The 14,710-nt window shown below is 39.3% G+C and carries 14 protein-coding genes; 11 read left to right on the top strand and 3 right to left on the bottom strand.

Translation table 11 applies throughout. The features are described from left to right. Window positions 1-219: 219 nt before the first annotated feature. Complete coding sequence (locus tag FNH22_RS22755; RefSeq protein ID WP_143400758.1) at window positions 220-690, top strand: YdeI/OmpD-associated family protein; 471 nt, start codon at window positions 220-222, stop codon at window positions 688-690. A gap of 26 nt (window positions 691-716) precedes the next feature. On the opposite strand, the gene FNH22_RS22750 is transcribed toward FNH22_RS22755, so the two are convergent. Further along, window positions 717-1,373 carry an HAD-IA family hydrolase gene (locus FNH22_RS22750; protein WP_185154362.1) on the bottom strand — a complete coding sequence of 219 codons (657 nt, stop codon included), beginning with the start codon at window positions 1,371-1,373 and terminating at the stop codon, window positions 717-719. A 33-nt stretch (window positions 1,374-1,406) separates the two neighbouring features. After that, the gene (locus FNH22_RS22745) at window positions 1,407-2,021 is read right to left on the bottom strand and encodes a hypothetical protein (protein ID WP_143400756.1); all 615 of its coding nucleotides are present in this window, start codon (window positions 2,019-2,021) and stop codon (window positions 1,407-1,409) included. 169 nt (window positions 2,022-2,190) lie between these two features. On the opposite strand from FNH22_RS22745, the gene FNH22_RS22740 reads away from it, so the two are divergent. Both FNH22_RS22740 and FNH22_RS22735 read left to right on the top strand, forming a co-directional pair. Continuing rightward, the gene (locus FNH22_RS22740) at window positions 2,191-3,180 is read left to right on the top strand and encodes a hypothetical protein (protein ID WP_143400755.1); all 990 of its coding nucleotides are present in this window, start codon (window positions 2,191-2,193) and stop codon (window positions 3,178-3,180) included. 148 nt (window positions 3,181-3,328) lie between these two features. Then, a complete protein-coding gene (locus FNH22_RS22735) occupies window positions 3,329-4,381 on the top strand; it encodes a DUF4407 domain-containing protein (protein WP_143400754.1) in 1,053 nt (350 codons plus the stop codon). 44 nt (window positions 4,382-4,425) lie between these two features. On the opposite strand, the gene FNH22_RS22730 is transcribed toward FNH22_RS22735, so the two are convergent. Further along, window positions 4,426-7,257, bottom strand: coding sequence for a S8 family serine peptidase (locus tag FNH22_RS22730; RefSeq protein ID WP_143400753.1), 2,832 nt, complete (start codon window positions 7,255-7,257; stop codon window positions 4,426-4,428). 200 nt (window positions 7,258-7,457) lie between these two features. Between FNH22_RS22730 and FNH22_RS22725 the strand changes: the two genes are divergently transcribed. The 8 genes from FNH22_RS22725 (at window position 7,458) to FNH22_RS22690 (ending at window position 14,594) form a co-directional block, all read left to right on the top strand. Further along, window positions 7,458-8,312, top strand: a complete 855-nt coding sequence (locus FNH22_RS22725; RefSeq protein WP_185154361.1) for a M57 family metalloprotease — start codon at window positions 7,458-7,460, stop codon at window positions 8,310-8,312. A gap of 189 nt (window positions 8,313-8,501) precedes the next feature. Next, window positions 8,502-10,661, top strand: a complete 2,160-nt coding sequence (locus FNH22_RS22720; RefSeq protein ID WP_143400751.1) for a glutamine synthetase III — start codon at window positions 8,502-8,504, stop codon at window positions 10,659-10,661. A gap of 51 nt (window positions 10,662-10,712) precedes the next feature. Next, window positions 10,713-11,186: a GyrI-like domain-containing protein gene (locus FNH22_RS22715; protein ID WP_143400750.1), complete on the top strand. Its 474-nt coding sequence runs from the start codon at window positions 10,713-10,715 to the stop codon at window positions 11,184-11,186. Window positions 11,187-11,280: 94 nt separating this feature from the next. Further along, complete coding sequence (locus FNH22_RS22710) at window positions 11,281-11,757, top strand: GNAT family N-acetyltransferase (RefSeq protein ID WP_185154360.1); 477 nt, start codon at window positions 11,281-11,283, stop codon at window positions 11,755-11,757. Between the two features lie 71 nt (window positions 11,758-11,828). Beyond that, window positions 11,829-12,224, top strand: a complete 396-nt coding sequence (locus FNH22_RS22705) for a group III truncated hemoglobin (protein WP_221420329.1) — start codon at window positions 11,829-11,831, stop codon at window positions 12,222-12,224. Between the two features lie 34 nt (window positions 12,225-12,258). Next, window positions 12,259-12,987 carry a carbon-nitrogen hydrolase family protein gene (locus FNH22_RS22700; protein ID WP_143400748.1) on the top strand — a complete coding sequence of 243 codons (729 nt, stop codon included), beginning with the start codon at window positions 12,259-12,261 and terminating at the stop codon, window positions 12,985-12,987. Window positions 12,988-13,251: 264 nt separating this feature from the next. Beyond that, a complete protein-coding gene (locus tag FNH22_RS22695; RefSeq protein WP_185154359.1) occupies window positions 13,252-14,142 on the top strand; it encodes a helix-turn-helix transcriptional regulator in 891 nt (296 codons plus the stop codon). Between the two features lie 44 nt (window positions 14,143-14,186). Beyond that, window positions 14,187-14,594 carry an SRPBCC domain-containing protein gene (locus tag FNH22_RS22690; RefSeq protein WP_143400746.1) on the top strand — a complete coding sequence of 136 codons (408 nt, stop codon included), beginning with the start codon at window positions 14,187-14,189 and terminating at the stop codon, window positions 14,592-14,594. The last annotated feature ends 116 nt before the right edge of the window (window positions 14,595-14,710 follow it).

Genomic DNA, 14,710 nt, shown 5'->3' with positions numbered 1-14,710 from the left:
GTTGGTTAATATCTAATAGTTAAAAAAATCTGTGTTACTTATTAAAGACTGTCCGCAAATGCAAATGGTTGCCAAGAAAGCGCCGAAAGGACAAAAAAAAGGTTAAACCAAGCAATTTAGGAGATAGACCCTATCATGTTTTGATTGTTAATGTAATTTGAAACATGTTTATCTTCATTTGGTTAGAAGTAATAACAAAATATTATTCATCATTATAAAATGCCGACTTTCCAGTTCATACAGCAACTCAAACAACTGGAAAAAAGAAAAGGAGGCTATTTCTACCTTAAAATTGATTCAAGCATAGTAGATAAATATCCTAAAAAGCGCGCAGTAAGGCTAAAGTGTTCTATTGATCAGAAAATTACATATCCCTGTGGTTTGAATCATTTTGGCGATGGAAACTTTTTTATTATAGTAGCCAGCAAATATGTGAAAATTCTGGATAAAAAGGTGGGTGATAAAGTGTCATTTGAAATCACCGAGGACCCTAATCCATTGGGCGTGGAAATGCCGGAGGCATTAAGGGTATTACTGGACCAGGATGAGGACGCCAGGAAAACATTTGATGCAATGACGGATGGTAAAAAAAGAAGTTTAATTTATTCAATAATCAAAGTCAAAGACATTGACAAGTTGGTCGCAAAGAGTCTGTCATTTTTGAATGAACAACGAATGAGACAACATTGACCGGAGATGAATGTGACCGCATAGTATCACGTTAAGATCTCTTGGATCTCGTGCGGATGACTGACTAAAAAGTCAGGCTGCATCTGATTTAGTACACTGAAAGTTTGGAAACCCCAACTTACGCTTATTATACTTACTCCACATTTTCTTGCCGCTTCGATATCCCTGGTTTCATCGCCAATCATTACGACATGGTCGGGGTCAAGTTTTTCTCTGGCCAGGAATCGCTTCAGTCTTTTACTTTTGCCAAACAGTTTTATACTGGTAGAAAAATATTGAAATTCATCGGTCAGGTTATGCCTGTTTAAAAAAATATCAACGTTATGCCTGGAGTTAGATGTAATAATTCCTAAAGTGTACCTTTTGGCTAACACTTTTACAACAGGCACAATATTACCAATCGGCTCTACAAGATGGATTTTTTCTCCCATCCTCTTTCTAAGGTCACTAACAATAAATGGGAGCTTAATGAGTGATATCCCCATAGACTCGATTATTTTGAGTGTACTCATGCTTCGATACTGCTCCAACTGGTCCTGACTATTTACCTCCTTGTATCCATGTGTTTTGGCATAGTTGTTAAATACTTCTAGGCCAAGGGTAAGTGTGTTAGCCAAAGTGCCATCGAAATCGAATAGAACAGCTTTGATTTTACACGAATCAATTGTGTTTGAAGTAGCCACCTTTGCCAGGTACGGTGTTATTCGTTTTGTAAATTACCCTTTTATTTTTCTTACATAAAGTAGGTACTCAATAGAGCCAAACATGATGACAGAGTCTCCCAGCAGTTCTATGCTTTCTTCTGCCGCATTCTTAACAGATCTTAAATAATTCTCCTCCATTAGGGTTTGCCACATGAAAGGTTCACCGAAAAGCCTGGAATATACGAAAGTTACCATCATACCTGCCAGCATAAGCCCGAATGGAAAACTGTTTGCATAGTTGTAAATAGACTCAGTCATAGGGTGCCAATACTTGTAAGTACGGTAAGTAACAGCTACCAGTATGATAACAACAAGAGTCTGCCATGCACCATCATAGAGGTAGAAGTCCAAAAAAGCATCAAATTCCCGAACAAAGGCCATTAAAAAGAACCCTCCTAATACTACTGATATGGATCTGTTGGGACGATAAAGCTTTGCACATAAAAAATACATTATGACCGTGATGAAAAATGCACCTTCCTGAAAGTACTCTGTCAATGAGCTTTCGATGAATTTATCTCCATCAGTGATGGTGCTGGCATCATGTAAAAATACTAAACTTAAGCCTAGCAGATAGCCTGAGTAGATAAGGATCCTTAAGGCCTTACCCAATATATTCTTCAACATAAGAACAAAATTCTGGTTACTAATCGGTAATTATCGCACAACACTTAAAAAAATAGAGATCCATCTCATATTTCTTCTGTTTGTCTTCATGCGCATCATGAGTTGGCGACAAATATAGGACTAAATCCGAATCTGTTTATTCTTGGAAAAATAATTACATCGGCTATGTGTGATACAAGTAATTCATTTTCTTTATGGCCCTATGTCCAGGTATGTCTTTAAGAAGAAAAACCATTCAATGCTACTTCCTGCGTTTGAAAGGTTGTTTTTATCATTTTTGTTACGTGTTATTCGAGGAAAGCTGTATATAGATATCCTGTGGTTTGTGAGTTATGCAATGCTCTACGTTACCCTTTATCTGGTATTAGAGCCATCTGTTTTGGGAAAAAATAACAGGCTCATTATTCCTCTGTTTTTATCGGTTTACCTCATTGGCCGGGAATTGGATAATGCGCATAAAGAGAAATGGAAATCTGCGCTGGTAGAATTTTGGAAACATTTGATCCAGGCTATGGCAAGCGGTGTATTACTCTATATACTTTTCATTGTTTTTCAGATGAACAATGTGATCCTGTTTTCAGTAGCACTTTTGTTTACCTATTTATCCGATGTAGCAACATTTTATGAACAATATAAAACAGGCTGGTTTGTAGTAGATTCCATAGGTACACTGGAAAAAACCTTCGTAGCGGTCTTGCTGCTTGTTGTATCCTATTTCGATATTGTTTATGATTTTTTCCTCTTAGAACGGTTTTCAGGTCTTAGCCTGTTCGAATTATTTTTTGCGTTGTGGGCATTAACTTCTTTAATAACCTTTATAAAAACCATTACACGAATAGCTAACCTCACTTATGGGATATGGCTTTTTGTTATTTTGTTGTTCATAGTCACGTCTTTCAGTACATTACTTTACTCTGCGCTTGGATTAGCGCTTATCGTCACATTATATACCAGCCTTTATATAGGTAAGTTAAAAAGAGCTCATTTGGTGGATGGCATAGAGCGTAGTCCCGGTATATTTACTCCACTTTTTCTGATCATTGTTTATTTTACCGATGATTTCTTCGACATTAATACCGTGTATGTGATCACGATTTATCTAATGATCAGTATCTTGGTATTAGCTTATCGGATCTTTGGAGCATTGAAAAAGGGCTGATGCTGTAGAGAAATACTTAACCGAACACCTTCTATGTTCACTATCGTACATTTGAAAGCTCGTAATACGCCTGATTTCGATGGGAAGATTGATGGCATCAATATTGTCCACTCTCGAAATATCTTTTTTTCTTTATCGTTTTCCATGTATGAATAAGGTCAAAATATTTTTCTGGTATTGTTCAGGTGCTGATATTCAGTTGCTAAGGCAATGTCCCACTGATTCCAGTAAGTATGCAGGAATAGGAGCTACTATTTTTTTCACAGGCGTTTTTGCAGCCTTGTCAGGAGGATATGCCTTGTTCACAGTTTTCGACAACGTATGGATTGCCATTTCTCTTGGTATAGTTTGGGGACTTATGATCTTCAACCTGGACAGGTATATTGTTTCAAGTATGAGAAAGCGTGGTAAGTTCCTCTCTGAGTTAGCCATAGCTACACCGAGAATTGTTTTGGCATTATTGATCTCTGTGGTTATTGCCAGGCCATTGGAATTGAGAATATTTGAGAAGGAGATTTTAGCAGAACTTACTGTTATGGAACAGGAAATTTATTCACGTCAGGAACAGGAACTGCAAAATCGTTATACAGATCCTAGAACACGTTTGCGAAGCGAAATAGAGCATTTGCAGCGGGCAATAGAAGCAAAAACTGTTAAAAGGGATGAATTGGCTCGTATAGCACGTGAAGAGGCAGACGGTACGGGAGGAACAGGACAAAGAAATGCCGGCCCTATCTATCGCATAAAAAAGGCAGATGCTGACAGGGTGGCTTCAGAGCTTGGACAATTGAAGGAAAGAAATGAAGCCCTGATCGCTAATAAATTAGCGGCATTGAATGACTTGGAGGTTATGATGAATAATGAGCAGGGAGCCTTTGAAAGAGAGAAAATTGATGGACCGGCCGCCAGAATGGAGGCATTAAGCAGATTAACCAAAAGTAGTTCAGCTATTAATATGGCCAGTTTCTTTATCATTTTACTTTTTATTGCTATCGAAACAGCTCCCATTTTTGTGAAACTTATTTCAAGCCGTGGGCCATATGATTACCTGTTGGAAACAGCTGAATATCGTTTTGAAACGGATGCATTGAAAGACAGGTCCCATATTCATACGGAAATAAAAAAACGTAGTGAAAAACTGGGTGGGACTGAAAAAGACTATGTGACTGAAATGCTGGATATGAAGCTTAACGGAACATAAATGGAAACCATGTATTTTATTTATCCGGGGCAGGTCAAATAAAGTCATTTTACCACGATGCGGCCTGTTTGACGTTCTCCTGCTGAAATAATTTCATAAAAATACAGCCCTTGTTTGAGCTGTCTCATGGAGATGCTATCACTTTCTTTGGCTAGCTTATGTTCTCTCAGAAATTGTCCGCGTGTATTATAAAGTCTTAAAAAAGCTTCATTGTCATTAAAATCTTTCATAAGTACACTCAACTCGTCCGACTGAGCTACCGGGTTTGGAAATAGTACCGCTACTGTATTCTTGAGAAAAAAGACGGTATCATTTTTTGTATAAACTTCAGTACCTCCTGAGAAGCGTACCCTACCCCTGTAAACGTTTCGTTTTTCCACTGTCTCATCATCTGTGAACGATAATTGGACGCCCGTTGGTTGGGTAAATGTTGCGATGTCCTGAAAGCCTTCGTCGACTAAACGCTGAAAAGTTACTTCCTCTACCTGATACGTAGTACTCAGGGTAAGGCTTAAATCGGCACCTGTGCCTGGATTAAGGTTGGCCAGAAAATTTGAAATAAAACAACCAACACCTAAAGATATATAGTCGAAAGACAAGTTTCTCAAACCCGGTTTGTTATCAAAAAAAGGAGTGACCGTAAACAGAGTTTGTGAGAACATGGCTTTTTCCAATACTACCGAGGTATCTGCGGTTTGTATTATTTCTTCCAGGTAGAAATCACCTGGTGTACTGATCACATAATGTGTGGCTCTTTCAACTTTGGGCCAGGTAATGAGTAATGAATCCGGGCAGTTGAAGCCAATGTCTGCCTTTAATGCTCTGGAAATAACAAACTCTTCTGTTTCATACACCTGGTCGGCTATTGTCATTCTGGCTTTGGCCCTGGTGTCAACCTCAGGAGGAGACCAGGAGAAATATGACTTAGAGAGGTCAACGTTATTGTCTACAATACTCCAGGTGTTTCCATTGTCCATAGTGTATTCAAGCTGTCCTTTTGTTTCTTCTTTAGTACTTTCCCAACGGAAGAAGCTCTGAAATTCTCCGTCCTGAGGTAAATTATCGCTGGCAGTGGGATATGTCCATGTGAATTGATCAGCGTCATCCCATTGAAAAGCAATGAAAAACTGCTGGGAAGCTGTAGTAATATCAAACCCCTTGACTTCAATGGAATAGTTGCCGGGTAATGGGTCTTGCACGCTTACCTGTTCTACATTGTTCAAATGATCTTCCTTACGTACGGGTAGCTTTCGGAGTGAGTCTACGTGGGGAAATGAATTCAGTACCCATGGAAGATATTGTACGCCGGAGTCATTATGACGCACGCTTAGGTCCAGGTCATTGATAAGTGCTCTGGAGGAATTTACTGCTGCTGCCGGATCATTCCAAACTAATGATACTTTTAGGTTTAAGGCATTATCAGGTAGTGTTATAGGTAAACTTACACTTGACCCTTGAGTGACTTCGCCTTGAGAGAAAAGACCGTTATCTATGGCTTTTAAGGCATCAAAGGCATTTACATTGCCAAAACCGGCTGTATAATCAACATGTTTCCTGCCTATGTCATTGGCAGAATTTATCAGTATGGCCTTAATTAATGCTGATGAAGGTACATGATCCTTGATTTCAGTATAGCGCTGTTGTAGTAAGAGTGATACTCCGGAGACTACCGCTGCCGATGAAGATGAGCCTGTCTGGCTATAGGCTACTAATTCCGGCTTGACCCTACCGTCAAATGCCGGCCCCTTAGAAAGAGCTTCGATGGGATTGGTCAAAGTGTCAGACCCTCCTATTACTAAAATATTTTTCGCCATTTTGAAGTTCCCTGTTATGTTAGCGAATTTCTCCACGTCTTCGTAGGGTCCTTCTTCAGTAGTGATCTGACCGGCATTACCAGCAGAAAATATGTGTAGCAATTCAGGGTTATTGTTTGCATTTAGGTCATAAGCTCTGGCAAATGCTCCATAAAAATTTTCGGGTATAGTACCATAAGAATGGTTTTGTACTGTTACATTCAGTTGTGTGTACTCGGTATCATCATCCGGCAGGAGACTACTGAAGTCTGAAGAAGTAAGCCGGGCGCCCCATGCTATACCCAGGCCCTGGAAAGATGAATTGCCGCCACCAGCTATGATAGTGGCCATTTCAGTAGCGTGGTTAGAAATACCGGCAGCACTGATAGTATTGGGTAGATGTCTACCTTTAAAGTCAATATCTGATGCGTCATATTGCAGTTCTTTAATGGACACAGTCAGGTCTCCACCATTCAGGTTTGGTACCAGATCCCGAATACGATTGATATGGTTGACATTGTAATTAAAATCACGTAATGGAGATTCTTGCCGAGGTAAGTAGTGACTGTCTTCGATAGATTTTACGGATGAAAGTGTCATTAATTGATCTAAAAATACCGACTTTGGGAAGTCTACAACCAGAATTTTCTTATAGGTATTAACAATTAAGAAGGGTGTTTTGAGTTTTTCCAGGTCATTAATGAAGCCCTTCACGTCATTCACAACAATGTTTAACCGGCCTGAAAAGTCCTTTTTGATCTGATACTTCTGATACAACGCATCGCTCAGTTTCCAAAAAGGATTTGCTCGTTCCACTACCTCAATTTCAGGTATGTTTTTCAGGTTTTTTGGCTGTACGATATAATGAGTACTATTCAGCACACGCAATATGTTAAGTCCCTTTTGCACAAGTTCATTTGTGGAACCTTCAAATTCTATAATGTAGGTATGAGTAGCCAGGACATCCGGTTTTACAGGGGTGTTTTCAATATACCGGGACCATCGATGAAGCCCCTGCCCATTTACAAAAACAGTGGTGCCGATCAGACAAGTGACGAGTATAAATTGAGTAACAATGCGCATTGAGCCTGAGGGTTTTGGTCAGATGTTAACTAACAATAATTTCCATCTTTAAAGTTTCCCATTTACTTTTTTCTGACGAAGGGTTCCTTCGCAATAATCTCAGTTATGTAATAAAACTGAGGTTATTCAGTTTTTTATAAATCACACTAAGTATAACTTCGGAAGGTCATGTGGCAATGACTAAACCTAAACCCAACACAATGAAAAATGTAAACTTAAAGCTGGCGTCAGCGTCGGCAGCAATTGTCTTTTTTGGCTTGACGGCCTGTAATGATGCCGTAGATGTAGCTCCCCCTGATAACGTGATTAGTGATGAAGTAAAGGAACAATTTACTTCTCTCGGATTTGATGTGAGTGATATTACAACCACTGACGGTATGGAAAAGCTTGATCCACAAAATGAAGGTGGTAAGTATCTTTTGGAAGGAGATATAGTAGTTAGTCAGAAAGATTTGGATAATATGCTTTCGGGCGATTATGTAAATAATGGTGAACCTAAGCTAGAGCAGTACCGTACTACTAACCTGGTAAGTCAGAACCGTACGATTAACGTGATTGGTTTCACCGGTTCAGGTATCAACGGATTAGATTCAAAAATGCGTACTGCTCTGCAACAGGCAGTGGATAATTTCAATGCGCTGAACATTAACCTTACTTTCACACTTACTTTTGGTACTAATTTTAATCCATTTGACATCGTAGTATATCGTGTAAGCGGTGGAGGCGGTGGTTCTGCTGGTTTTCCTAGCGGGGGTGCACCATTCAAGTGGGTACAAATACAATCGGGTACCAGTAACTTCAGCACAGACGTTGTTGAGCATGTGATCACTCATGAGATCGGTCACTGTGTAGGATTACGTCATACCGACTACTTCAACCGTTCTATTTCTTGTGGTAGAGGTGGTAATGAGGGTCAGGCAGGAGTTGGTGCAATCCATATTCCGGGAACTCCAACCTCAGCTGACCTCAATTCTATTATGTTAGCATGTTTCAGTTCCAATGAGAATGGGGAGTTTGGTCAGTTCGACCGAATTGCTCTTGAAACTTTATACTAGTTCTTTACTAAATTAAATAACAGGTCATTGCTGATGATGAAAGCCGGATTAATCCGGCTTTTCTTATTATTTGCCAGATTGGAAATGGGTGTCTCATCCATTTTCATTGTTAAAATTGAGGATGTAGGAGGTAAGTGTATTTCAAAAATTGATAGCTTTGCCTCCCAATAATGTCAACCTTAATTTGCTATGACCAAACTGCGCTTTAGTGCCCTGGAAAAGGCTAATAACAGGCCTAAAATTCAAGTTGAATCACCCGGAAAGATCTCTGATTATTTTGCTGACGATGTGTTTGACCTACGCAAAATGCAATCGCACTTGTCTCCTGATATCTTTAAAAGAGTTAAAACTGCCATTGACGAAGGTATTAAGATCGATGCGGATACGGCGGATGCTATTGCCTCAGCTGTTAAGACCTGGGCCTTATCAAAAGGGGCCACACACTATACCCATTGGTTTCAACCACTGACAGGTGCAACCGCTGAAAAACACGATACCTTTTTTGATCACCTTACCGGGATGGAGAAATTTAAAGGCAACGAACTGGTACAACAGGAACCGGATGCCTCTTCATTTCCCAGCGGAGGGATAAGAAGCACATTCGAGGCACGGGGCTATACCGCCTGGGACCCAAGTTCACCCATCTTCATTTATGACGTGACACTTTGTATACCTACCATCTTTGTTTCTTATACCGGGGAAGCTTTAGATAACAAAGCGCCATTGCTAAAGGCCGTAGAAGCTGTGGATGTAGCAGCTACTCAGGTATGTCAGTTGTTTTATCGTAAGGTGACAAGGGTGAAACCTTCCCTGGGATGTGAGCAGGAATATTTTGTCATTGATAAAGCTTTATATAACAGCAGGCCTGACCTGATGATGGCAGGTCGTACAGTATTTGGGCATAACCCTGCACGGGGTCAACAGTTGGATGATCACTATTTCGGTAGTATTCCCACACGCATTTATGATTTCATGAAAGATTTTGAAATTGAAGCGCTAAGGCTTGGAATACCGGTAAGTACCCGGCACAATGAAGTAGCGCCAAGTCAGTTTGAGGTGGCTCCCACATTTGAAGAGATCAACATTGCAACGGACCATAATCAACTTTTGATGGACCTGATGAATAAGGTGGCTGAGCGCCATGATCTGAAGGTACTTTTCCATGAAAAACCGTTTGCTGAACTGAATGGTACCGGTAAGCATAATAACTGGTCATTGATCACCGATACAGGTGTTAATTTGTTGCAGCCAAGTTCAAGTGCCAGAGAGAACCTGATCTTTCTTACTTTTCTGGTAAACACCATTAAAGCTGTTCATGAACATGCTGATCTATTGCGGGCAAGTATAGGTTCAGCAGGTAACGATCACCGTTTAGGGGCTAATGAGGCACCGCCGGCTATCATGTCTGTCTTTATCGGTTCACAACTCACAGCAGTACTTAATGAGCTTGAAAAGAACGGCAATATCAAAGTGGAAAAGGGGGATAATATGTATATGAAACTGGGCATAGATAAGATCCCAGAAATTATCCTGGACAATACCGATCGGAACAGGACCTCGCCTTTTGCTTTTACCGGAAATAAGTTTGAGTTCAGAGCAGTTGGTGGAAACGCTAATACTGCCTTGCCAATGACGATTCTTAACCTTATTGTAGCTGATCAACTGGATAAGTTTTATAAAGAGGTGGAAAAAGCTATAGCAGAAGGCATTGATAAGCGGCTGGCCATAGCCAATGTGCTTAGAAAATACATCAAAGAGTCCAAGAAAATACGTTTTGAAGGAGATGGGTATTCTGATGAATGGGTGGAAGAGGCAGCCAAGAGAAAACTGACGAATGTAAGTGATACTCCCCGGGCGCTGGACGCTTACCTGACCGATAAATCACGTAAGCTATTTAAGCGACATAAAGTAATGAGCGAGATAGAACTTGAAGCCAGAAATGAGATCAGCTGGGATGCCTACAGCATGCAAATACAAATAGAGTCTCGTGTAATGGGTGACCTTGTTTTAAACCATATTATCCCAACGGCGATATCTTACCAAAACAGATTGATCGAAAATGCACATGGACTCCAAGACCTGGGTATAAGTAATAAAGCCGTGGTTGAGAACGTAAAGAAGATCACCGAGTATATTGAAACACTTAATAAGGGTATATACGATATGACGGAGGCACGTAAACGGGCCAACAAAATCGATAATGCCCGGGAAAAGGCTATAGCGTATTGTGATAATATCAAAGGTGAGTATTTTGAAAAAATACGTTATGCTGTTGATAAGCTGGAATTGTTAGTGGATGATGAAGACTGGCCATTGGTTAAGTATCGTGAGATGCTTTTTCTACGATAAGTAAGGTGAGGTGAGTAATCAGTGCTTAACGGGTTAAAGTATCAGAAAAAAATGGAGCCGCGAATTGAAATATTACCTGCAAAGAAGTTGATAGGCAAATCTTTGAAAATGTCATTGACTAAGAATAAGACGTTTGATTTATGGAAGAGTTTTATGCCCAGGCGAAAAGAAATCACCAATAACATCACAACTGATTTGATTTCAATGCAAGTGTATAGTCATTCATTTGACTTTGACCCTAACACAGAGTTTGAAAAGTGGGCGACTGTTGAGGTTTCAGATTTTAAGAATATTCCTGACGGTATGAGTACTTTTTTATTGAAAGGCGGACTTTACGCCGTTTTTCTTCACAAAGGCTCAAGTACGGATTTCAGTACTTTTCAATATATCTTTACCACATGGCTACCTAATTCAGACTATCATCTTGATGATCGGCCACATTTTGAAGTTTTAGGAGAGAAATACAAGAACAATGATCCTGACTCAGAAGAAGAAATATGGATACCTGTCAAGCCTATGCAATAACAATAGCTGTTTGATAAGAAAAGACTAATTTGTTGCCGTCTGAGATGGCCCAATCTATCTCGGGTATAATGTAAATGGCATATAACAGATGCGAGTGAGAAGAGCTTTAGCTCAGGACATATCAGAAATACAAGGTCTTATAGCGGGAACCATAGAAAGTACTTGCAAGGATGATTATGACCGGAAACAGCTTGACGTTTGGGTATCATCCATTAAGAATAAAAGACGCTGGAATAGTGTTCTGGAGAAACAATTTGCTTTGGTAGCTACTGCTGACGACAAAATTGTAGGGTTTGCTTCTTTAGAAAATGGTGAATACCTGGATTTTTTATATGTCCATAAAGACTATTTAAGGCAAGGCATTGCAAACAAACTTTATGAGGAATTAAAGACAGAATCAGAACGACTTGGACACAACACAATGACCTCAAATGTCAGTAAGACCGCCAGGTCATTTTTTGAGTGTAAAGGGTTTAAAGTAATCCATGAAAATAAACACGTGATAGATGCCGTTGAGATTAATAACTTTCATATGGTCCTGCGAATACCAGATGCAATTAAAACGGGGTGAAAACCTTTAATGCAGATGTGTGAAAGGAAAATAGTTGGTATGATGTGCTCAAAAGTAGTTAATATAAGGACATGTTGAAAACTATTGAAAGCAGAGAAGATATTGAATTGCTGGTAGATGAATTCTACAAGCGCGTTATTATGGATGAGTTAATTGGCTATTTCTTCACTCAGGTTGTCCGGCTTGATTGGAATACTCATATACCTGTTATGTATGATTTTTGGGAAACTACACTTTTGGGAAATATAAAGTATAAAGGAAACCCTATGTTGAAGCATATTGAATTAGATAAGAAAGAGCCGTTGACCACCGGTCATTTTGACAGATGGTTGTCTATTTGGGAAAGTACGATCAAAGAAAACTTTATGGGTGAAAAGGCAGATGAAGCTATTAAAAGAGCAACTCAGATCGGTGGGGTGATGAAACTTAAAATACAACAACATACCTCGCATGGAGAACATGGATGAAGAATTTATGTAAAATTGCTCTTAGCCATTGGAAATGAAAGTTTGTGTAGTTCAAATAAAACCTTTTAAAGGAGATATTGAAAAGAACATTAAAGTACATAAAGACTTTGTACAACTAGCTATATCTCATCATGTCGATGCTATCTTTTTTCCAGAGCTTTCTATAACGGGTTACGAACCCCTACTGGCTCAAGACCTCGCGACAAATCAGGAAGACAAAAGATTTGATGATTTTCAAAGACTGAGTGATAGTCATCAAATTACCATTGGTTTTGGAGTGCCCACTAAGATAAATACCGGAATTAAGATCAGTATGATTATTTTTCAGCCTGAGGCGGTGAGACAAACTTATTCCAAGCAGCATTTACATTCTGACGAATGTCCGTATTTTGTGCCGGGAGAATACCAGCTTATACTGACAATGAAAAATGAGAAAATTGCACCTGCCATTTGTTACGAATCTTTACTTCCTGCTCATTCAGAAAACGCCATAAAAAGTGGTGCTACAGTTTATATGGCAAGCGTAGCCAAATCCGAAAATGGGGTTGAAAAAGCATTTGATCATTTCTCTGATATGGCAAGTAGGCATTCCTTGTTCGTAGCAATGGCTAATTGTGTTGGGAACTGTGACGATTTTGAAAGCGCAGGAAAAACGTCTGTTTGGAATCAACAGGGGAAACTAATAGGGCAATTGAATAATTTGGAAGAAGGAGCCTTAATTTTTGATACTAACACTCATAGTATCATAATGGACAATATCTGAGAAGTCATTTATACAGTTCCGATCCCAGATTTATGCACCATGAATATTCCGGGGTCTTCGGGATAGAAAAGACATCAGTTTTGCAGTGAGTATGCCTTTTGCAGAGTATTTTACTACAGTGCTTTAGCCCCATTTGAGATATTTTGGTAGTCAGGCTTGTCAAATCAGACATGGTCCATGCTGTTCCATTATCTTTAAGTACTTGGAGGCTTGGACCAATGCTCATGTTCATATATCTGTTAGTCTGAAGAAAAAATAATGTCAATGCATCATATCGAAAACAGAACCTCAAAAACCTGGGAATTAGAACAGATCCGGATCTCTCATAATATCATTGAATATAATTCATTTGGAAAGGTTAGATCAATGAATGATTCGGAATATGTAAGACTCCACTTTGGAATTAAGGGAAGTTATCAATTCAGTTTTAGTCAGTTGAATGCTTCTTATGACCTGTCAGGACATCACAATAATATCATGTATTCAGACGGATTGGAAATTGAGGTTCAAAATAAAAGTGATCGAATAGAGACCTTTGGGATTAATTTTACCCCTGAATCGTACATTGCAATAGCACAAAATGGTAATGAAGCCATGAAACGATTTTCTGAGAAGGTCATGAACAAAGAGAATTCTATATTCTCACCTACCTGGAAAACAAACGACTTTAGGCTTCAACAAGTGATCGATGAGATGATCCATTGCCCATATGCCACTGAATTAAATGGATTATTCTTACTTTCAAAGAGTATAGAACTGCTTGTTATTCAGGCAGAATTATACGAGAAACAATCAAAGAAACCATTTATTAAATCAGCCATAGATAAGCGTAAATTGATTGAGGCAAAGGAACTACTGTCTTCTCGTATTGAAAACCCACCGACTATTGTAGAGCTTTCAAAATTGATTGGCATAAATGAATACAAATTAAAGAGAGGGTTTAAAGAACTTTTTGGTACCACTGTTTTTGGGTTGATCCACCGGAGTAGAATGAGCCTGGCTAAAAGACTGTTGCTTGATACGGAAAAAACGGTCAAAGAAGTGGCTTATGAAACCGGGTACAGTTCGCCCCAGCATTTTTCAAAAGCATTTAGAAAAGAGTTTAGTGTTTCTCCCAATAGTATTAGAATGAATCCCTATTCTGCCATTAAATAGATTTTTGACTCGTCAACTTTAAGCAATTACAAATTGTACAAAAGATGAGTGAATCAATGATTATCAATGAAAAAATAGCCTTCAAATCAAATAAAAAAGAGGTTTGGAACCTGTTAACTGATCCGGGAATGACCAAAAAATATATGTTTGGTTGTGCGGTTTTGTCAGACTGGAATTTAGGTAGTTCAATAACCTGGAAAGGTTTAACGGAAGGGGGTGATGAGATCATTTATGTGAAAGGACGAATTACTGAGATCATAGAAGGAGAAAGGGTCTCTTTTACCATGTTTGATCCAAATATGGGGATAGAAGATAAGCCGGAGAACTACATAAACCTGACCTATACATTAGAAGATTCAGAAACAGGAACAATACTCCAGCTTATCCAGGAAGGTTTCGAAGGGGTGGAAAATGCTGAAAAAAGGTATCCATCCGAAGAACCCATCTGTTGATTTTGGTGATGGCATCTTAACTTAGCGGGTATTTTTCCAGTTGTTGGGTAAAAGTTGATAGAGGTCCTTGCGTTTGTGGGACTGCACCCTGGTCATCACATCCTTTAGCCACTCGA

The organism is Fulvivirga sp. M361, assembly GCF_007097395.1.
In the GTDB taxonomy this organism is placed as follows: Bacteria; Bacteroidota; Bacteroidia; order Cytophagales; family Cyclobacteriaceae; genus Fulvivirga.
This window is presented reverse-complemented; position numbering and strand designations above follow the sequence as displayed.

Excerpts from the sequence above, each read along its gene's own strand:
- FNH22_RS22755 (WP_143400758.1), top strand. The coding sequence starts at position 220 with ATGCCGACTTTCCAGTTCATACAGCAACTCAAACAACTGGAAAAAAGA.
- FNH22_RS22745 (WP_143400756.1), bottom strand. The coding sequence starts at position 2,021 with ATGTTGAAGAATATATTGGGTAAGGCCTTAAGGATCCTTATCTACTCA.
- FNH22_RS22735 (WP_143400754.1), top strand. The coding sequence starts at position 3,329 with ATGAATAAGGTCAAAATATTTTTCTGGTATTGTTCAGGTGCTGATATT.
- FNH22_RS22730 (WP_143400753.1), bottom strand. The coding sequence starts at position 7,257 with ATGCGCATTGTTACTCAATTTATACTCGTCACTTGTCTGATCGGCACC.
- FNH22_RS22725 (WP_185154361.1), top strand. The coding sequence starts at position 7,458 with ATGAAAAATGTAAACTTAAAGCTGGCGTCAGCGTCGGCAGCAATTGTC.
- FNH22_RS22720 (WP_143400751.1), top strand. The coding sequence starts at position 8,502 with ATGACCAAACTGCGCTTTAGTGCCCTGGAAAAGGCTAATAACAGGCCT.
- FNH22_RS22715 (WP_143400750.1), top strand. The coding sequence starts at position 10,713 with ATGGAGCCGCGAATTGAAATATTACCTGCAAAGAAGTTGATAGGCAAA.
- FNH22_RS22705 (WP_221420329.1), top strand. The coding sequence starts at position 11,829 with ATGTTGAAAACTATTGAAAGCAGAGAAGATATTGAATTGCTGGTAGAT.
- FNH22_RS22700 (WP_143400748.1), top strand. The coding sequence starts at position 12,259 with ATGAAAGTTTGTGTAGTTCAAATAAAACCTTTTAAAGGAGATATTGAA.
- FNH22_RS22695 (WP_185154359.1), top strand. The coding sequence starts at position 13,252 with ATGCATCATATCGAAAACAGAACCTCAAAAACCTGGGAATTAGAACAG.
- FNH22_RS22690 (WP_143400746.1), top strand. The coding sequence starts at position 14,187 with ATGAGTGAATCAATGATTATCAATGAAAAAATAGCCTTCAAATCAAAT.